This is a genomic window from Dongia sp. agr-C8 (assembly GCF_054658695.1).
In genome coordinates this window covers 580,166-599,817 of record NZ_BAAGHZ010000001.1, presented here as the reverse complement: position 1 = coordinate 599,817, position 19,652 = coordinate 580,166, and the positions used below count along the sequence as shown (strand labels likewise).

The 19,652-nt window shown below is 66.1% G+C and carries 19 protein-coding genes; 4 read left to right on the top strand and 15 right to left on the bottom strand.

Annotated elements, in window-relative coordinates; genetic code table 11:
* Positions 1–4: 4 nt before the first annotated feature.
* Complete coding sequence (locus ACYQ4T_RS02690) at positions 5–1,096, bottom strand: helix-turn-helix transcriptional regulator (protein ID WP_459850613.1); 1,092 nt, start codon at positions 1,094–1,096, stop codon at positions 5–7.
* Between the two features lie 270 nt (positions 1,097–1,366).
* Between ACYQ4T_RS02690 and ACYQ4T_RS02685 the strand changes: the two genes are divergently transcribed.
* Complete coding sequence (locus ACYQ4T_RS02685) at positions 1,367–1,657, top strand: Dabb family protein (RefSeq protein ID WP_459850611.1); 291 nt, start codon at positions 1,367–1,369, stop codon at positions 1,655–1,657.
* A 67-nt stretch (positions 1,658–1,724) separates the two neighbouring features.
* Here ACYQ4T_RS02685 and ACYQ4T_RS02680 read toward each other — a convergent pair whose 3' ends face one another.
* The 5 genes from ACYQ4T_RS02680 to ACYQ4T_RS02660 all read right to left on the bottom strand — a co-directional run bounded on the left by ACYQ4T_RS02680 (position 1,725) and on the right by ACYQ4T_RS02660 (position 7,605).
* On the bottom strand, positions 1,725–3,302 hold the full coding sequence (locus tag ACYQ4T_RS02680; RefSeq protein WP_459850609.1) for a ribulokinase: 1,578 nt from the start codon (positions 3,300–3,302) through the stop codon (positions 1,725–1,727).
* Positions 3,302–3,994 (bottom strand): L-ribulose-5-phosphate 4-epimerase, encoded by a 693-nt coding sequence (locus ACYQ4T_RS02675; protein WP_459850607.1) that lies wholly within the window; start codon positions 3,992–3,994, stop codon positions 3,302–3,304. Before ACYQ4T_RS02675 ends, ACYQ4T_RS02680 begins: the two co-directional genes overlap by 1 nt.
* A gap of 63 nt (positions 3,995–4,057) precedes the next feature.
* Positions 4,058–4,993 (bottom strand): ABC transporter substrate-binding protein, encoded by a 936-nt coding sequence (locus ACYQ4T_RS02670; protein WP_459850605.1) that lies wholly within the window; start codon positions 4,991–4,993, stop codon positions 4,058–4,060.
* A 77-nt stretch (positions 4,994–5,070) separates the two neighbouring features.
* On the bottom strand, positions 5,071–6,090 hold the full coding sequence (locus tag ACYQ4T_RS02665) for an ABC transporter permease subunit (RefSeq protein WP_459850603.1): 1,020 nt from the start codon (positions 6,088–6,090) through the stop codon (positions 5,071–5,073).
* Positions 6,091–6,099: 9 nt separating this feature from the next.
* A complete protein-coding gene (locus tag ACYQ4T_RS02660) occupies positions 6,100–7,605 on the bottom strand; it encodes a sugar ABC transporter ATP-binding protein (protein ID WP_459850601.1) in 1,506 nt (501 codons plus the stop codon).
* 220 nt (positions 7,606–7,825) lie between these two features.
* Here ACYQ4T_RS02660 and ACYQ4T_RS02655 point away from each other — a divergent pair, with 220 nt between their 5' ends.
* Positions 7,826–8,662 carry a DeoR/GlpR family DNA-binding transcription regulator gene (locus ACYQ4T_RS02655; protein ID WP_459850599.1) on the top strand — a complete coding sequence of 279 codons (837 nt, stop codon included), beginning with the start codon at positions 7,826–7,828 and terminating at the stop codon, positions 8,660–8,662.
* Positions 8,663–8,908: 246 nt separating this feature from the next.
* Here ACYQ4T_RS02655 and ACYQ4T_RS02650 read toward each other — a convergent pair whose 3' ends face one another.
* From ACYQ4T_RS02650 to ACYQ4T_RS02630, 5 genes are all read right to left on the bottom strand, one after another.
* The gene (locus tag ACYQ4T_RS02650; protein WP_459850598.1) at positions 8,909–9,610 is read right to left on the bottom strand and encodes an ABC transporter ATP-binding protein; all 702 of its coding nucleotides are present in this window, start codon (positions 9,608–9,610) and stop codon (positions 8,909–8,911) included.
* Positions 9,610–10,359 carry an ABC transporter ATP-binding protein gene (locus ACYQ4T_RS02645; RefSeq protein ID WP_459850596.1) on the bottom strand — a complete coding sequence of 250 codons (750 nt, stop codon included), beginning with the start codon at positions 10,357–10,359 and terminating at the stop codon, positions 9,610–9,612. The genes ACYQ4T_RS02650 and ACYQ4T_RS02645 overlap by 1 nt, the downstream gene beginning before the upstream one ends.
* Entirely contained in the window at positions 10,356–11,303 is a 948-nt protein-coding gene (locus ACYQ4T_RS02640; protein ID WP_459850594.1) for a branched-chain amino acid ABC transporter permease, read from the bottom strand. Before ACYQ4T_RS02640 ends, ACYQ4T_RS02645 begins: the two co-directional genes overlap by 4 nt.
* Positions 11,300–12,184: a branched-chain amino acid ABC transporter permease gene (locus tag ACYQ4T_RS02635; RefSeq protein WP_459850593.1), complete on the bottom strand. Its 885-nt coding sequence runs from the start codon at positions 12,182–12,184 to the stop codon at positions 11,300–11,302. Before ACYQ4T_RS02635 ends, ACYQ4T_RS02640 begins: the two co-directional genes overlap by 4 nt.
* Before the next feature lie 157 nt (positions 12,185–12,341).
* Positions 12,342–13,634 carry an ABC transporter substrate-binding protein gene (locus tag ACYQ4T_RS02630; protein WP_459850591.1) on the bottom strand — a complete coding sequence of 431 codons (1,293 nt, stop codon included), beginning with the start codon at positions 13,632–13,634 and terminating at the stop codon, positions 12,342–12,344.
* A gap of 100 nt (positions 13,635–13,734) precedes the next feature.
* On the opposite strand from ACYQ4T_RS02630, the gene ACYQ4T_RS02625 reads away from it, so the two are divergent.
* Positions 13,735–15,132 (top strand): hypothetical protein, encoded by a 1,398-nt coding sequence (locus ACYQ4T_RS02625; RefSeq protein WP_459850589.1) that lies wholly within the window; start codon positions 13,735–13,737, stop codon positions 15,130–15,132.
* On the opposite strand, the gene ACYQ4T_RS02620 is transcribed toward ACYQ4T_RS02625, so the two are convergent.
* The gene (locus ACYQ4T_RS02620) at positions 15,129–15,620 is read right to left on the bottom strand and encodes a MarR family winged helix-turn-helix transcriptional regulator (RefSeq protein ID WP_459850588.1); all 492 of its coding nucleotides are present in this window, start codon (positions 15,618–15,620) and stop codon (positions 15,129–15,131) included. The genes ACYQ4T_RS02625 and ACYQ4T_RS02620 overlap by 4 nt on opposite strands.
* 213 nt (positions 15,621–15,833) lie before the next feature.
* Here ACYQ4T_RS02620 and ACYQ4T_RS02615 point away from each other — a divergent pair, with 213 nt between their 5' ends.
* Complete coding sequence (locus ACYQ4T_RS02615) at positions 15,834–16,607, top strand: ferredoxin--NADP reductase (RefSeq protein ID WP_459850586.1); 774 nt, start codon at positions 15,834–15,836, stop codon at positions 16,605–16,607.
* On the opposite strand, the gene ACYQ4T_RS02610 is transcribed toward ACYQ4T_RS02615, so the two are convergent.
* Genes ACYQ4T_RS02610 through ACYQ4T_RS02600 form a run of 3 tightly spaced genes read right to left on the bottom strand, consistent with a single transcriptional unit; the run spans position 16,608 to position 19,640 of the window.
* On the bottom strand, positions 16,608–17,450 hold the full coding sequence (locus tag ACYQ4T_RS02610) for a carbohydrate ABC transporter permease (protein WP_459850584.1): 843 nt from the start codon (positions 17,448–17,450) through the stop codon (positions 16,608–16,610).
* A complete protein-coding gene (locus tag ACYQ4T_RS02605) occupies positions 17,447–18,334 on the bottom strand; it encodes a carbohydrate ABC transporter permease (protein ID WP_459850583.1) in 888 nt (295 codons plus the stop codon). Before ACYQ4T_RS02605 ends, ACYQ4T_RS02610 begins: the two co-directional genes overlap by 4 nt.
* A gap of 37 nt (positions 18,335–18,371) precedes the next feature.
* Positions 18,372–19,640, bottom strand: a complete 1,269-nt coding sequence (locus ACYQ4T_RS02600) for an ABC transporter substrate-binding protein (RefSeq protein ID WP_459850581.1) — start codon at positions 19,638–19,640, stop codon at positions 18,372–18,374.
* Positions 19,641–19,652 lie beyond the last annotated feature (12 nt).

Genomic DNA, 19,652 nt, shown 5'->3' with positions numbered 1-19,652 from the left:
CAGCTCAGACGTGGGCGAGCAGCGCGACGAGCTCGGCCTGGCGGGAGGCGCCGGTCTTCTGCAGGGCGTCTTTCAGATAGCTGCGGGCGGTGCTGGGCTGGATCTTGAGTTGCGTGGCGATCGCTTCAATATCGAAGCCTTCGGCCAGCAACGCCGCCACGTGCGCTTCCCGCTCGGTCAGGCCATAGGCGCTCCGGATCCAGGCGAGGTCGGGGCGGAGCGCCGCCGGATCGCGATCGCGCTCGATCAGCAACGCCAGCGCCGTGGCCGAGGCGAAGACATCGCGGGCCCGGCCCGGCACCGGATGGACCTGCAGCAAATAGCGCCGGCCCTCGGGATCGGTAAGCGCCGCGACCCCCAGCCGTCCCGGCCGGGAAACCGCATTGGCCACCGCGCGGTCGACCGAGAGCTGCGACACCCGATCGCCCGCCACCAGACGCCGGCGCAGGATCCGCAGCGGCGCGGCCGGATCGCCCTCGCCGGCCGATTGGCCGGGCAGCACGCGGCCCCAGGAATCCAGCTCGATGATCGCGCCGCCGCGCCGGCCGAGCATCCAAGCCATGCCGCGCGCCTCGGCGTCGAGCACGCCCTTGGCGATGCGGGCGACGGCATGGAGCTCCGGCAGTACGCTGTCGAGCAGCGCGCGCTCTTCCGGCTGAAAGGGCCCAAGCTCGACGCGCCGCTTCAGGCTCAGCTCGACATATTCATCCGGACCGGGCGCCAGCACGGTGTTGGCATGCCAGAACACGCCGTTCGGGCGTAGAAACTCCTGGTAGAACGGGTCGCGCGCCAGCTCCTCGGCGGCATAGTCGTCCTGGTCGATGCGGAAACCAACGTAATGCGTGCCGACCCGCTGATAGCGCGAGTTTGGCGGCGCGCGGCCGGCGGCGAAATCGGCAACCGCGCGCGCGGCTTCAGGGGTCACGATCGCCGTGACCATCTTGCGCGCCTCATTCCGCATCAGCACGGCGTCGCGGGCACCCGCCGCCATCGCGAAGTGCCCCAGCGCTTCTTCCCAGCCCGCCGCCAGGATCGCAGCAGAGACCAGGTCATCGACGCCCGCCCGGATGCCATCGATCGAAAGCATCGTGCGCATCTTGCGCCTCTGGAAATCAACCGGCGGCCGCACATTGCCATATGGCATGGGCAACCGCGCCCCGACCGGAGCATGGTGCCTGAGTTGCGGGATTTGCGCGACACTTTTAGTCGCGTTAACCATGGCACTGGGGTATGTGCCCGTGGAGTGTGAGGCGCCCTTTCTTCCTCTTGCCATGGTTGGGATTCGGAGAAAGGCAGCGGCCCTTTCGCCGCCTTCGCGTTCCGGGTAGAACATCCGCCACAATAAGGTCACAGGGGAAACGAACCGATGATCCGGCACACCGTCGTCTTCACCTTGAAACATCCCCGGGACTCCGCCGAGGAGAAGAAGTTCCTGGCCGATGCCATGATCCTCAGCAAGATCCCGACGGTGCGGAAATTCGAGCAGCTGAAGCAGGTGAGCCGCAAGAACGACTACAAGTTCGGCTTCTCCATGGAGTTCGAGGACCAGACCGGCTACGACACTTACGACCAGCACCCCGACCATGTCGCCTTCGTGCGTGATCGCTGGAAGAAAGAAGTGATCGACTTCCTGGAGATCGACTACACGCCCCTGTAGGGACGAGCGGCCTGCGCCAGCGGCGGTGCTTCAAAAGGCTGCACCCGTCTAAAGCTCCGCGCGGTGGTCAACCTGCGGCTTGAGCGGCGCCGAGTTGTTTCAAGTATGGCAGGATCTCGCCCAAGTTCTGCGCCGGCTGGCCGGACCCGAAGGCGAAATAGGCCTGCCTGAACATTCCATAGAGCCGGTCGTAGACCGCGCGGCGCTCGGGGCGCGGCTGGATGGTCTTGAACGGCAGGCAGAGTGCGGCCTGCGCGGCGGCGACGTCGGGATAGAAGCCGGCGGCGAGGCCGGCGAAGATGCCGGCGCCGAAGCCGGTCGGGATGCCGTCCGGCACCAGGACCGGCTTGCCGAGCACGTCGGCGTAGACCTGGTTCAGCACCGCGTTCTTCTGCGGGATGCCGCCGCCGTTGATGATGCGTTCGATCGGCACGCCGTTCTCCGCCATGCGCTCGAGGATCAGGCGGGTGTGGAAGGAGGTGCCCTCGATCGCGGCGAAGAGCTCATCCTGCGCGGTGTGCAGCAGGTTCCAGCCGAGTGTCACACCGCCCAGATCGGATTTCACCAGCACCGTGCGGTCGCCGTTGTCCCAGGTGAGGCGCAGCAGTCCCTTCCCGCCCGGGCCGTAGCGGTCGAGGTCCCTGCCGAGTTCTTCCAGCGGGACATGCGCACGCCGTGCAATGGCGTCGAAGATGTCGCCGGTCGCCGAGAGTCCAGCCTCGATGCCGATGAGATCGGGCGCGACGCTGCCGGGGACGATGCCGCACAAGCCCGGGATGAGGCCCACTTCCCTGGCGATGGCGATGATGCAGGTCGAAGTGCCCACGACATTGACCACGTCGCCGATGCGGCAGCCGGCGCCGAGCGCATCCCAATGCGCGTCGAAGCCGCCGACCGCCACTGGGATGCCGGCCGGGATGCCGAGACGCCCGGCCCAGAACGGAGACAGCCGCCCGGCGATCCTGTCACAGGTCTGGTAGTCGCCGCCGAGCTTGGCGCGGATGCCGTCGAACAGCGGATCGACCGCGGAGAGGAATTCCTGCGACGGCAGGCCTTGCCAGCGCGGGTTCCACATCCATTTATGGCCCATGGCGCAGATGCTGCGCGTCAGCCGCGCGGGATCGGTGACGCCGGTGAGCGTGGCGGCAACCATGTCGCAATGCTCGACCGCGGTCACCAGCCGGCCGCGGTCGTTGGGGTTGTGGCGCAGCCAATGCAGCAGCTTGGCGAAGCCCCATTCATGCGAGTAGACGCCGCCGCACCAGTCGATCGCCTCCAGGCCCTGTCGGTGCGCGAGCTCGGTGATCTCCTCGGCTTCCGCCTTGGCGCGGTGATCGCACCAGAGATAGTAGTCGCCGAGCGGCCGCATTCCCTCGCCCAGCATCAACACGCTGGAGCCGGTGGTGTCCGCCGCCAGCGCCACGATATCCGGGCCGGCGACGCCGCTGTCCTTCAGCGCGGTCTGCAGCGCGCGGGTGAGCGCCGCCATATGGTCGCCGTGGGACTGGGTGGCGAAATCGGGATCGCTGGCGCGCCGGTGCAGCGGATAATCGGCGACCGCGTGCCCCAGGCGGCAGCCGGTCTCGTCGAACAGGGTCACGCGGACGCTGAGCGTGCCGAAGTCGATGCCGGCGACCGCGCGCATCAGCTCTTCTGGCCGTAGGTCGCCCCGGCCCCGTGCTTGCGGAAGTAGTGCCGGTCGAGCAAAGCCTGGGAGACGCCGGCGGCATCCGGCCGCAGCGCCAGGGTGTTCAGTGCCATGCGCGCGACGTATTCGAGCGTGACGGCGTTGTGCACGGCATCGGATGCGTCACGGCCCCAGGTGAAGGGGCCATGGCCGGCGACCAGAACGGCCGGTACCTCGAGCGGGTCCTTGTTGCCGAAGGCCTCGACGATCACCACGCCGGTATTGCCGACATAGTCGCCGCCGATCTCGCCGTCGGTGAGCGGGCGAGTGATCGGCACGGGCCCGTGGAAATAGTCGGCATGGGTGGTGCCGAGCGCCGGGATCGGCCGTCCCGCCTGGGCCCAGGTGGTGGCGAACTCGGAATGGGAATGCACCACGCCGCCGACCGCGCCGAAGGCCCGGTAGAGTTTCAGATGGGTGCCGAGGTCGGAGGACGGATTCAATCTGCCCTCGACAACCTTGCCGTCGAGGTCGGTCAGCACGATGTCGGCCGCCGTCATGCTGTCGTAGCGCACGCCGCTCGGTTTGATGGCGACGATGCCGGCGGCGCGGTCGATGCCGCTGACATTGCCGAAGGTCGACAGCACCAGTCCGCTCTTCACCAGATCGAGATTGGCCTCGAGAACCTGCTGCCGCAGCTTTTCCAACATGCCTTGGGACTCTGACAAAAAAGACGCGGGGTGCCGTCGCCGGCACCCCGCGCGACGGGAGGGTTAGTGCGAGGTCCAGCCCTTGTAGGTCGCGATGTTGTCCGCCGTGATCAGCACGGGATCCAGCAGGATCACGCTCTGCTCCGGCTTCTTGCCGTTGAGGATACCGGCCGCGAGCTCGAGCGACTGGCCGGCCATCACGTAGGGATCCTGCGAGGACGAGGCCTTGATCAGCGAGGTCGGGTCCTTCAATTCGACCTCGATGTCCGGCGCGCCGTCCACCGCGGTGATGAAGAACTCCTTGCGGCCGAGCTGCTTGGCCGCGAGGTTGACGCCGATCGCGGTCGGGTCGTTGATCGCGAAGACCGCGTCCACCTTCGGGAAGCGGGTCAAGAGGCTCTGCGCCACGGCGAAGCCGCCGTCGCGCGAACCCTTGGCATCCTGGTCGTCGGAGAGGATCTTGATGCCCGGGTTGGCGGCAAAGACTTCCTTGCAGCCCTTGACGCGATCCGTGACCGAGGAGACCTGCGGCCCGTTGACGATCAGGACCTCGCCGGTTTTGTTCGGCAGGTGATCGACGATGTACTGGCAGGCGAGCGTTCCGGCCTTCACGTTGTCGGTCATGACGGTCACGTCGGCGCCGGCCGCCGCGACGTCGAAGGCGGCCACGACCATGCCGGCCGCCTGGGCCTTCTTCACCGCCGGCTCGATCGCCTTCGGATCAACTGCGTTGATCATCAGCACGTTGGTGCCGGCGGCGATGAAGTTGTCAACCTGGGTGAACTGCTTGTTGAGGTCGTAGTCGGACGAGACCGACGTCACCTCGACGCTCGGGTTGATACCCTTGGCCTTGTCCTCGATGCCCTTGATGGTGGCGACGAAGAACGGGTTGCCGAGCGAGCCGACCGAGATGCCGACCTTGCCGAGATCGGCAGCCAGGGCCGGCGCCGCGATCGCGGTGCTCATGACCAGGCCGAGGGCGAGACGAGAGAGCTTCATGGTTCCTCCTGTTGAGACTCTGTTTGTTGCTTGCCTGCAGTCTTCCGGCGCCGGTGCGCCGGCCGTCTTGGTCGCCTTCACGTACGTCCACCTTCCCGCGTGCGATAGCGGTCGAGTGCCACGGCGCCGATGATGACCAAACCCTTGATGATGTATTGCCAGATGTCGGAGATGCCGAGCAGGATCAGCCCGTTGGTCAGCATGGCGATGATCAGCGCGCCGATCAGCGTGCCCCAGATCGAGCCGATGCCGCCGGTGAAGCTGGTGCCGCCGAGGATGACCGCAGCGATCGCGTCCAACTCGTAGGACTGGCCGAGTTGCAACCCGTTGGCGGCATAGAGGCGCGCGGCCGACATGACGCCGCCCAGGCCGGCGAGCAGGCCCGAGGCGGCATAGACGAAGAGCAGGATCTGCCAGACCTTGATGCCGGCGAGGCGCGCGGCATCCGGGTTGCCGCCGACCGCATAGATGCGGTTGCCGAGCACGGTCCGCCGCAGCACGATCCAGGAGATCACCACCACGGCCAATGCGATGATCACCAGCCAGGGCACGCCGAGGAAAGTGCCGTTGCCGATGAAGGCGAAGGGGAGCTGCGGGTTGAACACGGTGGTGTCGGCGCCCATCAGCCGGGCGATGCCGCGAACCGCGGTCAGCGAGCCCAGGGTCACGATGAAGGGCGGCAGCCGCATCGCCGCGATCAGGATGCCGTTGGCGAGGCCGAAGGCGAGCCCCATGCCCAGCGCCGCCGGGATCCCGAGCATTCCCCATTCCGGGATATGCGAGGCGATGATCGCGACCATGGCCGAGGCGGCGAGGATCGAGCCGACCGAAAGGTCGATGCCGGCGGTCAGGATGACGAAGGTCATGCCGGCTGCGAGCACGATGTTGATCGCCGCCTGCTGGGTGACGATCGACAGATTCTGCCAGCTCATGAAGCGGTCGGTCGAGAGCTGGAAGAAGACCGCGAGCAGGATCAGCACCGGGAGCATGCCGGCGACTTGCAGGATGGTGCGCATCCGCTGCTTCTGTGCCTGGGCGCCCTGCCGAGCTTCGACTGCCGCCTGACTGGTTTGATCGCGGGATGTCTGATCGACCATGAGAGTCTCTTAAGCCGCCTTGCTGTCTTCGGTGAGGGTGGCGAGCGCCATGACGGCTTCCTGGGTGATCGGCTGTTCCGCCGAGCCCTGCACCTCGCCGACGATCCGGCCGTCGCGCATGACCAGCGCGCGGTCGGAAATGCCGACCAGCTCGGGCAGCTCGCTGGAGATGACCAGGATCGCGGCGCCGGCGCGGGCGAGATCGTCGATGATCTGGTAGATTTGCGACTTGGCGCCGACGTCGATGCCGCGGGTGGGTTCGTCGAGCAGCAGCACCCGGGGCCTGGTCTCCAGGAGGCGCGCGAGCAGCACTTTCTGCTGGTTGCCGCCGGAGAGCGAGCCCGCGGTGACGCCGGCGCTCAAGGTGCGGATGCCGAGCGCCTGGATCGCCTTGGCGGCGCGGGCGCGGGCCGCACGCAGGTTGAGCAGGCCGCCCGGATGCGAATCCTCGTCGAGCACGCCCATCCCGATATTCTCGCGGATGGTCATGTCGAGGAACAGGCCGAGCGCCTTGCGGTCCTCGGTCAGATAGACGATGCCGGAGTCGATGGCCTCCTGAGGCGAGCCGATCCTGCATTCCTTGCCGTCGACCAGGACGCGGCCGGTGGTCTTCCGGTCGGCGCCGTAGATCAGGCGCGCGAGCTCGGTGCGGCCGGAGCCGACCAGGCCGGAAAGCCCGACCACTTCGCCCGCGCGCAAGGTGAAGCTGCAATCCTTGATCAGGCGGCCGTCGCTCACCCCTTCGACCTGGAGCACGACCGGCCGGTCGCCGGCGGCGCCGCCGTGCTTCTTGGTGTAGAAGGAGGAGAGCTCGCGGCCGACCATCATGCGGACGATGGCGGCGGCGTTCACCTGGTCCTTGTCCAGGGTGCCGACCAGCAGGCCGTCGCGCAGCACCGAGACGCGGTCGGCGAGCTCGTAGACCTCGCTCATGCGATGGCTGATGTAGACGATGGCGATGCCCTCGGCTTTCAATTGCCGGATGATCGCGAACAGGCGCTCAGCCTCGCGGGCGGAGAGCGCGGTGGTCGGCTCGTCCATCACCAGGATGCGCGGGTGTTCCGAAAGCGCGCGGGCGATCTCCACGAGCTGGCGCTCGGCCAGCGACAGGGTCGCGACCCGCGCGGCGGGGCTGAACGGCGCGTTCAGGCGCTCGAGCAGCGGCCGCACCGCCGCCTCCATCGCCCGCCGGTCGATGAGGCCGAGGCGACTCTTCTCGTCGCCAAGGAAGACGTTCTCGGCCACCGTGAGATTGGGGGCGAGCGAAAGTTCCTGGTAGATGACGGCGATGCCGTGGCGCCGGCCGGCCAACGGGCCGTCGATCGTCACCGGCTTGCCCTTGAGGCGGATCTCGCCGCCGGGATCGGCCTGGTAGGCGCCGGAGAGAATCTTCATCAGGGTGGATTTGCCGGCGCCGTTCTCGCCCATCAGCGCGTGGACTTCGCCGCGATAGAAAGTGCAGGAGACGTCGGTCAGCGCTCGGATCGCCCCGAACGTCTTGCCGATCCCGCGCATTTCCAGCTCGGGTGCCTCACCCGCGGCCGCCGCTGACCCTGGGACCGTCCCTGACAACGCCACTCCTCCGCCCGGTCTTCGCTTCTGAATTTTCTATTCGACTTTTGAAATAGAAGCTTCCGTATCGAAAGCGCTTTGTCAAGCGGTGGGAGAAATGAAGCTTTTCAAAGCTTTCTCGCTCGGCTTGACCGGGTCTCCGACTTTCGATTTGATCGCGGCGATGAGCAATACGGCTCCCTTCCCCGATTCCACTGCTTCCGCTGCCGGCGAATCCTCCGGTTCCGAAGCCCGGCGGCAGCAATTGCTGGATTTCGTCCGGCACCATGAGTTCGCGCGGATCCAGGATCTTGCGCGCCAGCTCGGTGTCTCGGAAGTCACGGTGCGCAGCGACATCGACATCCTGGCGCGGGCCGGCGGGATCCGGCGGGTGCGCGGCGGCGCCATGCGCGTGGTCGAGGCGGTGCCGGAAGTCGTCTACGAGGCGCGGGTCTCCTCGCACCAGCGCGAGAAGCGCGCGATCGGAATGGCGGCGGCGGCGATGCTCTCCTCCGGCGATAGCGTGATCCTCGACGTCGGCACCACCGCGATGGCGGTGGCCGACGCGATCGTGGACCGCCAGGATCTCACCAACCTCACCGTCTTCACGCCGGGGCTCAACATCGCGCTCGCCCTGGAGCGCGCGATCCCGCGGATCGAGGTGGTGGTGACCGGCGGCACGCTCCGCCCGCAGCAGCATTCGCTGGTCGGGCCGAACAGCACGCTGATCCTGGACCAGATCCGCGCCACCTTCGGCTTCCTGGGCTGCAACGGCATCGACCCGTCGCATGGCATCGTGGGGTTGAGCCTATCCGACGTCGCCTTGAAACAGGCAATCCTGCGCGCCTCACGCAGCAGCGTGATCGTGACCGATGCCAGCAAGTTCGCGCAGACCTCGCTGGTCCGGGTCTGCGGCTTCGCGGATATCGACATGGTGCTGACCGCGGGCGCGCCCGACCCGGTCTCGGTCGAGGCGGTGCGCGAAGCCGGCATCGAGGTGCGGATACTGCCCGTCGACTGATTTGCGCATTGGATCCTCCTTCGGCGCGAGATCTGCAACATCACGGCTGCATCAACCCCCACCCTCACCCGCCCCCATCTTGGGGGCGGGAGGATGGAGAGAGCCGTCGCGAACTGTCGCAAATCATCGCATTCACGCAGAGCAGCGCCTTCATAGAGTTACTTCCCCCAAGATGGGGGAAGGCTAGGAAGGGGGTTGATGCAGCCGTGAAGTTGCGGACTTCACACAGGCGCTAGATCCGGCGCGCTACCGGTGGACGCCGATGTAGCGTTCGAGCGGGACCGGATCCGCGGCAAGATCAGCGGCCGGCGCCTCGTGTTGGATGACGCCGTTCTCGATCAGGGCGATGCGGTCGCAGATCCGCAAGGCCGATTTCACCTGCTGTTCGACCAGCAGGATGGCGACGCCTTGCGCGCGCAAGGCCGCGACCGTGTCGAGGATGCGGTGGGTGACCGCCGGGATCAGGCCCTCGCTCGGCTCGTCCAGCAGCAGCACCTTGGGCTGGGCGCAGAGCGCGCGCGCCACCGCCAGCATCTGCTGCTCGCCGCCGCTCAGGGTGCCTGCCTGTTGCGACAGCCGTTCGCGCAGGATCGGGAAGAGATCGAGGACCTTCTCGGCCTCTGACTGTGGGGCGTCTTTCACCAGCAGGCCCATGCGCAGATTCTCGGCGACGGTGAGCTCCGAGAACAGGCGCCGGCCCTGCGGCACATAGGCGATGCCGCGGCGCGGGATCGCATGGGCCGGCAGGCCGATGATCTCGGCGCCGTCGAGCCGCAGCGAGCCGGAGCGCTTCGGCGTGAGACCCATGATGGTCTTCAAGAGCGTGGTCTTGCCGGCGCCGTTGCGACCCATCAGACCGAGGATCTCGCCGGCGGCGACGGTGAGCGAGACTTCGTTGACCGCTTTCACGGGGCCATAGGCGCCGGTGATGCTCTTGAGCTCCAGCATCAGTCCCCCAGATAGGCCTGTTGCACGGCGGGATGCTGCTCGATCTCGGCGGGCGTGCCTTCGGCCAGGATCGCGCCGCGGTCCATCACCGTCACCCGGTCGGCGAGCTCGAGCACGACCTTGAGGTTGTGCTCGATGAAGAGGATGGTGGTGCTCTGCGCGGTCTTGCGGATCAGGTCGCAGAATGGCCCAATGTCGCCCGGCGCCAGGCCCTGGGTCGGCTCGTCGAGGATCAGCAGCGAAGGCTTGAGCGCCAGGCCCATGGCGATCTCCAGCAGGCGCTGGTGGCCATAGGGCAGCTCGCCGGCGATGCGCTCGGCTTCGCCGGTGAGATTGACCGCGGCCAGCGCTTCGTCGACCGCGGCGTTCAGCATTGCCGGCGGCAAAGCGAAGCGATGGCCTTGCGTCCGGGTCAGGTGCCGCTGCGCCGCCAGCGCGACATTGTCGCGGCAGCTGAGCCGCTTGAACACGCTGGTGATCTGGAAGGTGTAGACGATGCCGCGGGCGACCCGGTCCCAGGGCTGCATCCGCGTGATGTCGTGCCCGTCGAACGCCACGCTTCCGGCGCTCGGCAGCACCCGGCCGCAGATCATGCCGACCAGCGTGGTCTTGCCCGCGCCGTTCGGGCCGATGACGCCGCGGATCTCGCCGCGCTCCAGCGCGAAAGAGACGTCGTTGACGGCGCGGACGCCGCCATATTGGCGCGTGAGCCCCTTGGTTTGCAGGAGGGGAGTTTCCAAAAGGCTCATGGCGCGCGCCGCCAGCGGCGGAACCAGCCGGCGAGGCCGGCCGGGAACCAGAGGGTGATCGCGACCAGCGCCAGGCCGACGATGATCATGTAGCTCGACGTGAAGCGGCTGGCGATCTCGATCAGGTAATACATGATGCCGGTGCCGAGCAGCGGGCCCAAGGTCGCGCCCGCCCCGCCGAGCAAAGTCCAGAGCAGCGGCTCGGTCGAATACTGCAGCGACGCGAAGGACGAGCCGACATAGCCGAACAGCAGGCAATAGAGCGCGCCCGCGAGCCCCGAGAGCGTACCGGAAATGACGAGGGCGGTGAAGCGGTAGAGCGCTGTGTTGTAGCCGAGCAGCCTCGTGCGAGCCTCGTTCTCGCGGATCGCGATCAGCACACGGCCGAAGGGCGATCGCAGCAGCCAGAGCGAGAGCAGCAAGGCGAGTGCGAAGGCGACCAGCGCGACGTTGTATTTCACCATCGGATCGGCGAGGCCCAGGGACGCGCCGAACAGCTCGACCGGCGGCAGCGAAAGCACGATGCCCTGGTCGCCCAAGGTGATGGTGTTGAAGTAGAGCGTCGAGAGGAAGGCCGCCTGGGCCAGCATCAGGGTCACGATCAGGAAGGCGACACCGGTCGTGCGATAGACGATGGCACCGGTCAGCAATGAGACCAGCAACGCGGCCCCGATCCCGGAAGCAAGGGCGGCGATCGGCCCAAAATCCCACCAATGCGCGGTCAACCCCGCGCCATAGGCGCCGGCGGCGAAGAACAGCGCATGGCCGAGGCTGAGGAGGCCGGTATAGCCGAGCAGGATGTTGTAGCCGATGGCGAAGACCGCATAGAGCATGATGCGGGTGACGTTGCCGTAGTGATAGGCCGGCAGCGCGAATTGCACGACGAACAGCGCCGCGATGACGGCGAGATGCAGCCCATAGAGGCGCGCGGCGGATCCGCTCATGTCGCAGCACCCCGCGCCAGGCCACCCGGTTTCCAGACCAGCACGGCGGCGACCAGCAGGGTGGCGATGATCTTCGACAGCGTCGGCGAGAACAGCACCGAGATCATGCCCTCGCCGATACCGATGCAGGCGGCGGCCAGCAAGGTGCCGCGCAGGTTGCCGAGCCCGCCGACGATGACGACGATGAAGGAGAGCAGCAGCGGGTCGGCGCCCATCAGGTAGTGGGCGCCGCGGATCGGCGCGATCAGCACGCCGGAGAGCGCCGCCAGCATCGCGCCCAGGGCGAAGACGGTCGCATAGACCCGCTTCACCGGCACGCCGAAGGCCTGGGCGGTCTCGGGATCCAGTTGCGTCGCCCGCATGTAGAGGCCGATCCGCGATTTCGAGAGCAGCAGCCAGGTGGCGCCGAGCAGCAGCAGTGCCAATCCGGCGACGATCAGCTTGTAACCGGAATAGCCGAACCAGGGGAACTGGACGCGGAAATAGATCGGCGGCTCCAAGGGCCGCGCATCCGGTCCGTAGACCATGAGCACGCCCTGCTGGATGATGTAGAGCAGGCCCATGGTGGCGACGATGGTGCGCTCGGGGTCGTAGTTGATCCGCCGCAGCACCAGCCAGTCCGAGGCAATGGCGATGGCGCCGACGATCAGCGGCGCCGCCACCAGCGCCACGACGAAGCCGAGCAGCGGATGCGCGCCGAGGAGATCGGCCGAGCACCACCAGGCGACCACGGCGCCGAGCATGACGAACTCGCCATGGGCGATGTTGATCACCCGCATCACGCCGAAGACCAAAGAGAGGCCGAGCGCGGTCAGCGCCAGCACCGCGGCGCCGACCGAGCCTTCCAGCAGGGCGAGGAGCAGGGCAGAGCCGGTGATCATGGGTGCATCATTGCCGCATCGAGTTTGCGGCACCCCCTCCCAACCCTCCCCCGAAGCCGGGGGAGGGCTTTGCATGCGATCAGAACTCCCTCCCCCGGCTTCGGGGGAGGGTTGGGGTGGGGGTGCACCACAATGACTCTATACGGCTGCGTCGGCTCTAAAGCGCTTGCTTGGTGTAGTCGGCTTTGGGCTCGTAGAGGCCATCCTCGATCGAGGTGGTGTGCACCACGTTCAATTTGCCGCCCTTCACCTCGGAGATGAACTGCGGGCCGAACATCTGGTGCGCCTTGCCGATGAACTGCTTCTTGCCCTGCGGGTGGCCCTTGCCTTCGTCGTAGCCGGTCGTGGCCTCGATCGCCTCGACCAACTTCGCCTTGTCGCCGGGGCCGGCATAGCCGCTCTTCTCGACCGCTTCCTTGATCGAGAACAGGGTTTCCCAGCAGCCGAACATATGCGAGTTGGTGCTGATCTCCTTCGCATTGTCGACGCTGGCGCCGTTGTCGTCGATGCCGACGGAAGCGCGATAGAACTTGGCATTCTCGGTGTCGAGGCCGGAGAGATAGCGCGGGAAGGCTTCCCAGAGATGCGAGCCTTCCAGGAATTCGAGTCCGGGTGCTGCAATATCGACCGCTTCGAGGGAATCGATGAAACCGAACAGCTTGGGTCCCTTGTCGCCGAAAAACTCGCCGAGCTCACGCACGAAGGTCAAGACGCCCGGACCGACCATGACGTGATAGATCGCGTCGGTGCCGGCGGGAATCTGCGAGAAATACTTGGTGAAGCTGGTCTCGGTCGGCGGGATCGCGATCACCGCGTTGACCTCGCCGCCCTGGGCCTTGGCGGTCTCGCTGAAGAAGTCGCGGTGATTATACCCGAAGATATAGTCCGGGATGATCATCGTGACTTTCTTGCCGACGTTCTGGATCACCCAGGGCGAGATCGCTGTCACCTGCGAGCGCACGTTGGTGATGCCAGTCTGGAAGACGTAGCGGTTGAAGTCACCGGCCGCGAGCTCGCTGCCTTCGCTGACCACGAAGAGCGGCATCTTCAGCTCGCCGGCCCGGGCGGCGACCGCGCCGACCACGTTGCCGAACAGCGGGCCGAACACGAAGTCGACCTTATGCTCGTTGGCGAATTTCTCCATCACCTCGGTGCCACGCTTGGCATCGGTCGCATCGTCCTCGACGATCAGCTCGACTTGCCGGCCGCCGATGCCGCCCATGGCGTTGATCACCTTGACGGCGGCGGTGCTGGTGCGTTCGTACCAGAGACCATAGGCCGCGCCGATGCCGGTGCGATGCGCCTGGAGGCCGATCTTCAAGCTGTTCTCGGCAGCGCGGGCGGTGATGATGAAGGGTTTCGCGAGCTGCAGGCCGGAGACTGCGCCGGCGGCAGCAAGCAGATGACGACGCGTGAGACCACGCGACGTGCTGGCAGAACGGACACGCATTTGTTTCGCCTCCCTGGGACGATATTGTGTTGTGCCGTTGATTGTTAGTATACGAACAATCGAACACCGGTCAACTGGGGGAACGGTGCGGCAATCCCAATTGAAGCCCGCGCTCGGTCTTGCGCTCGGTCTCGCGCTTTTGGTCGTGGCGACGCGCGCGGCGGAAGCCCATGCCGGCGCCGCCGGCTTCATCCTGCTGCTGCCGACCGAGCTCTACATCCTCGGTGGCGCCGCCGCGGTGCTCGTCACTTTCATCGTGCTGGCGCTGTTCCACCGCGGTGCTGCGCCGACGCCGATGCGCGTGCGCGCCGAGCGCGAACTGCCTCGCGCGATCGTCCTCGGTGTCAGCTTGCTGGTCCTGCTGTTCCTGGCATTGCTGGTCGCGGCGGGATTCTGGGGCAGCGCCGACCCGATCGCCAACCCGCTGCCGCCGGTGCTCTGGACCTTATGGTGGGCGGGATTCACGCTGGTCGTGGCCCTGCTCGGCGATCTCTGGAGCTTCGCCAATCCATGGATCGGACTCGCGTTGCTGCTGCCGAAGCGCCCACTGCTCGCCTATCCCGAGCGCCTCGGCTACGGACCGGCGATCCTGCAGTTCATCGCCTTCGCCTGGTTCGAGCTCATCTATCCGACGCCGCAGGACCCGACGCGGCTCGCCACCGCCGTGAGCCTCTACTGGCTGGTCAATTTCGCAGCACTGATCCTGTTCGGTCCGCGCTGGCTCGCGCGCGGCGAGGCTTTCTCGATGTTCTTCGCCATGGTCGGGCGCTTGAGCACGCGCAGCTGGCGGCTGGAGACGGCTCCGCAGCTCGCCGTGGTGACTCGCCTTGGCCCGCCGGCAGAGCGGCTGCTTGAGTCCTTCGACGACGTGAGCGGCGCGCTCTTCGTGCTGGTGACGCTCGCCACGGTTTCGTTCGACGGATTGTCGCGCACTTTCTTCTGGGTCGGCTCGCTCGGTCTCAATCCGCTGGAATATCCCGGGCGATCGGAAGTGATCGGGCCGAACACGGTCGGCCTGCTGCTCAGCGTGATCGCGCTCGGCTCGGCCTATGTCGTGGCGATCGCAGTAGGACGATGGCTTTCAGGGACGCCGGCATCGTTGCGCGATCTGCTCGGCCGCTTCGTGCTCTCGATCGTGCCGATCTCGATAGCCTACCACATCGCGCATTACTTCCAGAGCCTGATCGTCGATTTCCCGACCGCGATCCTGGCGCTGTCGGATCCGTTCGGGCTCGGCTGGTCGCTGCTGCCGGATGCAGGCCTGCAGCACGGCACCACGATGGGGCTCGGCCCCGAGGGTGTCATCATGGCCTATCGGGTGCAGACCGCGATCATCGTCGGGGGGCATATCTTGGCGACCTTGGCCGCGCATCGCATCGCACTCGCCGAGACCGCCGATCGACGCCAAGCCGTGCGGTTGGGAATCCCGCTGGCCGTGCTGATGGTGTTCTACACCCTGTTCGGGCTCTGGCTGCTGTCGACGCCGGAAGTCGGCTAGCGCATCTTGTCCAGCAGGCGCATCAGGGTCTCGCGCTCATCCTTGGCGAGCGGTGAGAGCGTCGCCTCGGTGATCTCCAGCGCATTGGCGGCGAGCGCGCGGTAGAGCTGCGTCCCTTCCCGCGTCAGGCCGACCAGCAACAGCCGCGCATCCTCCTGATCGGGTCGCGTGTCCACCAGGCCGCGCTTCATCAAGCGGTTCACCACGCCGCGGATGGTCGAGGCATCCATGCCGGTCAACCGGCCGAGGCGGTTCTGCGAGGTCGGGCCGGTCTGCCACAGCTTGGCAAGCGCCGCCCATTGGGTCGGCGTCAGCTCGGCGTCGCCGATGCGGTCGGCGAAGAGCGCGCAATGGCGCTGATGCGCCAGGCGCAAAGCGAAGCCGATCTGGTGATCGAGCACGTAGAAAGCCGCGGCGGCTCCCTCGTGGATTCGGGGGGCCGGAGCGGTGCTGCGTCTCGCTTGGGATGCCTTGGCCTTGCCGGGCATTGGGGACCTCCCCCGCCGTTGCGACGTCTCACCCGGCGGCCGTTCTAGGCGGTCGTGAGTACACATGCAAGTTCTGGGGTTATTTGGCACAGATATGCCACGTCGGCATGGGCGCCGCACAGAAAGTCGCATTGTCCGGCTTGGCGATCGTATGTATACACCCAATATCGGGATACCTTGACCTTCGCCTGCCGCAGCGAGACGGATTGAAAGATGAGCAATTTCAACGAAGAGACCGTCCTCAGCGTCCACCACTGGACCGACCGCCTGTTCAGCTTCAGGACCACCCGGAACCCCGCCTTCCGCTACCGGAACGGCCAGTTCACCATGATCGGCCTCAAGGTCGAGGGTAAGCCCCTGCTGCGCGCCTATTCGATGGCGAGCGCCAACCATGACGATCATCTCGAGTTCTTCTCGATCAAGGTGCCGAACGGTCCGTTGACCTCGCGGCTCCAGCATCTGAAGGAAGGCGATCCCGTCGTCGTCGGCATGAAGCCGACCGGCACCCTGATCCAGGACAACCTGCTGCCCGGCAAGCATCTCTATCTGCTCGGCACCGGCACCGGCTTGGCGCCCTTCCTCTCGGTGATCCGCGACCTCGAGGCCTATGAGCGGTTCGAGAAGATCGTGCTGGTGCATGGCTGCCGGCATATCAGCGAGTTGGCCTATGGCGATCTCATCTCGGAGAAGCTCCCGGCGGACGAGCATTTCGGCGCGCTGGTCAACGAGAAGCTGATCTACTACCCGACGGTCACCCGCGAGCCCTACAAGAACAACGGCCGCATCAGCCTGCTGATCGAGAACGGCAAGCTCTGCGACGACATCGGCCTGCCGCAGCTCAATGCCGAGACCGACCGCGTCATGCTCTGCGGCAGCCCGGCGATGCTGAGCGATCTCCGCAGCATCCTCGAGGCCCGCGGCTTCGAGGAAGGCAACATGGGCGAGCCCGGCCATTTCGTGATCGAGAAGGCCTTCGCCGAGAAGTAATCACTTCAACCCACTGAGGGCCACGCCCTCGATGAAGTGCTTCTGGGCGATGAAGAAGGCGACCATGATCGGGGCGACGCTGACCAGCACCGCCGCCATCATGATGGTCCATTTGCCGGCGAACTGAACCTGGAACAGCGCGAGGCCGACCGGCAGGGTGGTCTTGTCGAGATCGCTCGGCAGGTAGATCAGCGCCGTGAAGAGGTCGTTCCAGGAGAAGAGGAAGGCGAAGATCGCGAAGGCCGCCAAGGCCGGCTTCGCCAGCGGCAGGTAGATCTTCCAATAGATGGTCATCAGGCTGGCGCCGTCGATCCGCGCCGCCTCGGCGAGCTCGATCGGGATGGTCAGGAAATACTGCCGCATGAGAAACACGCCGAAGGCGCCGCCGAGGAAGCTCGGGAGATAGAGCGGCGCCTGGGTGCCGTAGAGCCCCAACCACTTGAACAGGATGAATTGCGGTATCGCGGTGATCTGCTGCGGCACCATCAAGGTCACCAGCAGCAGCACGAAGAGCACCTGCCGGCCCGGAAACTTCACGATGGCGAAGACGAAGGCCGCCATCGAGCAGGTGAGCAACTGGCCGAAGGTCGAGATCAGCGCGATCTTAACGCTGTTCCAGAGCAGGGTCTGGAAGGACATGATCTCGAAGATCCGCGTGTAGTTCTCGAAGCTGAGGGTGGGCGGGATCAGCGTCCGGGTGTACTGGTCCTCGGGTAATTTGAGCGAGGTCGAGAGCATCCAGACGAAGGGCCCGACCATGGCGACCGCGCCCAAGAGCAGTACCAGCATGGCCAACCGATCGGGCCAGCGGCTTTCCCACGGCGCCGGTTCGATGCGGATCATGCCGGCACCTCCCAGCGCTTCTGGATGCGGAAATAGACCAGGGTGAAGAGGAAGATGATGGCGGTGAGCACGATCGCCTGCGCCGTCGCATCGCCCATGCGGAAGAAACGGAAGCCGTTGCGGTAGATCGAGAAGACCAGGGTGGGCACGCTGGAATTGCCGTTGCCCACGCGGGTCAGGATGTAGATGTAGTCGAAGGCCTGGAAGGCGTGGATGGTCGAGAGCACCGACTGGAAGAAGAGGCTCGGCGCCATCGCCGGCAAGGTGACGTAGAGGAGGCGCTGCAGCGCATTGGCGCCGTCGAGATGCGCCGCCTCATATTGCTCGCGCGGGATCGCCTGCAAGCCGGCGAGGAAGACGATCATCCCCTCGCCGATGGCACCCCAGACATTGACCACCACGACCGAGTAGAGCGCCATGTTCGGCCCCAGCCAGCGGACCGGCGGGATGCCGAGGCCGGAGAGCATCGCATTCAGCACGCCCTGGTCCTGGGCGAAGATCCAGGTCCAGAGCAGGCCCACCGCCGTGGGCGAAGAGATCACCGGCAGGAAATAGAGCGTGCGAAACAGGCCGACGCCGTGGATGCGGCGGTTCAGCAGCAGCGCCACCGACAACGCGCAGACGATGGTGAGCGGCACATAGAGCAGCGAGAAGATGATGGTGTTGGAGAGCGAGCGCAGGAACATGCGGTCGCCGGCGAGGCCGAGGTAGTTGTCGAAGCCGACGAATTCCGGCGTCGTCAGCAAATCCCATTTGAAGAAGCTGAGCCCCAAGGTCGCGAAGATCGAGCCGAAGGCGCCCACCGCCAGCCCCAGCAAGGTGGGGCCGAGCAGTAGGAGCACCCAGAGCTTCTCCCTGCCCAGGGGCCGCAAACCGAAATTCATCCAGGCTCCCCGTGCAGCGCGTTACGCGGCGCCGGCGCTATTGCCGGTTCTTCGCCAGCGCGTCGTCGCCATTCTGCACGGCTTCGGCGACCGCGTCATCGATCGGCATCGCGCCGGTCCAGGCGTTGTTGAGCGCGTCGCCGACGGCCGCGGACCATTCCTCATAACCGCGGAATACCGGCTTGGGATGCGCGTATTGCAGCGCGTCGATGTAGAGCTTGTGGTCGATCGGCGCGGAGGTCTGTTCGAGATAGGCCGGGCTCTCGGCCACCGATTTCCGGATCGGGATAGCGAGACCGATCTTCGCCGCTTCCGCCTGCCCCACCGGGCCGGTGGCGAACTTCACGAACTCCCAGGCTTCGTTTGGGTGCGAGCTCGCCTTGGCGATCACGAAGCCCGCCGAGTTGACCCCGGTGGCGCGACCGGCGGGGCCTTTCGGCAGCGGCGCCACCGCCCATTTGAATTTCGCCGGCGCGTAATCCGGCACCGACCAATGGCCGGAGACGCCCATCGCGGCGATGCCGGCCTGGAAGCCGTCGGTGCCGTATTGCTGGAGCTGCTCGGTGGTCGGCATCGACTTGTCTTCGAGCCACATGTCGCTGATGAAATGCCAGGCCTGCATCGCCGGCTCGCTGCCGATCAAGGTCTTGCCGTTGGGGATGTCGACGATGTCGCCGCCGAAGGACCAGACCACGGCGCCCCAATAAGGCTCGGGGTCGAGCACCTCGGCCCAGAAGCCCCATTGGTCGATGCTGCCGTCGCCGTTCAGATCCTTGGTGAGCGCCTTCGCGGCCTTGCGGAAATCGTCGTAGGTCCAATTGTCGTTGGGGTATGCCACGCCCGCTGCGTCGAACATGTCCTTGTTGTAGTAGAGGACGATGGTCTGGAAATCGCGCGGCAGGCCGAAATAGCCGTCCTTGGTCTTATAGGCCTCGAGGGTGATCGGGTAGATGTCGTCGAGGATGCCGGGTTCGGCATCGATATAGGGCTGGAGATTGAGCAGCACGCCGCGCGACTGCCAGTCGGGATAGAGCGGCGCGTCCATGGCAAAGACGTCGGGCGGCGTTCCGCCCGCCATCAGCACGCGGATTTTCTCCCAATAGGAATCCCAGTCGTTGACCTCGACCTTCACCTTGATGTCGGGATGCTGGGCCTCGAATTCCTGGGCGACCTTCTGCCAGACCTCGCCTTCCTGCGGCGAGCCCCAGAGCTGGTAGGTGATCTCGGTCTCGGCCTGCGCCACCGTCGCGCCGAGCAGCAGGGCGGCGGCCGAAACCGCCAGAGAAAGATGTCTCGTTCCGCGCATGTCCCTCACCTG

Coding starts and splice junctions, on each gene's coding strand:
- ACYQ4T_RS02645 (WP_459850596.1), bottom strand. CDS start 10,359: ATGAGCCTTTTGGAAACTCCCCTCCTGCAAACCAAGGGGCTCACGCGC.
- ACYQ4T_RS02620 (WP_459850588.1), bottom strand. CDS start 15,620: ATGCCCGGCAAGGCCAAGGCATCCCAAGCGAGACGCAGCACCGCTCCG.
- ACYQ4T_RS02600 (WP_459850581.1), bottom strand. CDS start 19,640: ATGCGCGGAACGAGACATCTTTCTCTGGCGGTTTCGGCCGCCGCCCTG.
- ACYQ4T_RS02615 (WP_459850586.1), top strand. CDS start 15,834: ATGAGCAATTTCAACGAAGAGACCGTCCTCAGCGTCCACCACTGGACC.
- ACYQ4T_RS02675 (WP_459850607.1), bottom strand. CDS start 3,994: ATGTTGGAAAAGCTGCGGCAGCAGGTTCTCGAGGCCAATCTCGATCTG.
- ACYQ4T_RS02630 (WP_459850591.1), bottom strand. CDS start 13,634: ATGCGTGTCCGTTCTGCCAGCACGTCGCGTGGTCTCACGCGTCGTCAT.
- ACYQ4T_RS02670 (WP_459850605.1), bottom strand. CDS start 4,993: ATGAAGCTCTCTCGTCTCGCCCTCGGCCTGGTCATGAGCACCGCGATC.
- ACYQ4T_RS02685 (WP_459850611.1), top strand. CDS start 1,367: ATGATCCGGCACACCGTCGTCTTCACCTTGAAACATCCCCGGGACTCC.
- ACYQ4T_RS02605 (WP_459850583.1), bottom strand. CDS start 18,334: ATGAATTTCGGTTTGCGGCCCCTGGGCAGGGAGAAGCTCTGGGTGCTC.
- ACYQ4T_RS02640 (WP_459850594.1), bottom strand. CDS start 11,303: ATGAGCGGATCCGCCGCGCGCCTCTATGGGCTGCATCTCGCCGTCATC.
- ACYQ4T_RS02655 (WP_459850599.1), top strand. CDS start 7,826: ATGAGCAATACGGCTCCCTTCCCCGATTCCACTGCTTCCGCTGCCGGC.
- ACYQ4T_RS02680 (WP_459850609.1), bottom strand. CDS start 3,302: ATGCGCGCGGTCGCCGGCATCGACTTCGGCACGCTCAGCGTCCGCGTG.
- ACYQ4T_RS02690 (WP_459850613.1), bottom strand. CDS start 1,096: ATGCGCACGATGCTTTCGATCGATGGCATCCGGGCGGGCGTCGATGAC.
- ACYQ4T_RS02650 (WP_459850598.1), bottom strand. CDS start 9,610: ATGCTGGAGCTCAAGAGCATCACCGGCGCCTATGGCCCCGTGAAAGCG.
- ACYQ4T_RS02610 (WP_459850584.1), bottom strand. CDS start 17,450: ATGATCCGCATCGAACCGGCGCCGTGGGAAAGCCGCTGGCCCGATCGG.
- ACYQ4T_RS02660 (WP_459850601.1), bottom strand. CDS start 7,605: ATGCGCGGGATCGGCAAGACGTTCGGGGCGATCCGAGCGCTGACCGAC.
- ACYQ4T_RS02635 (WP_459850593.1), bottom strand. CDS start 12,184: ATGATCACCGGCTCTGCCCTGCTCCTCGCCCTGCTGGAAGGCTCGGTC.
- ACYQ4T_RS02665 (WP_459850603.1), bottom strand. CDS start 6,090: ATGGTCGATCAGACATCCCGCGATCAAACCAGTCAGGCGGCAGTCGAA.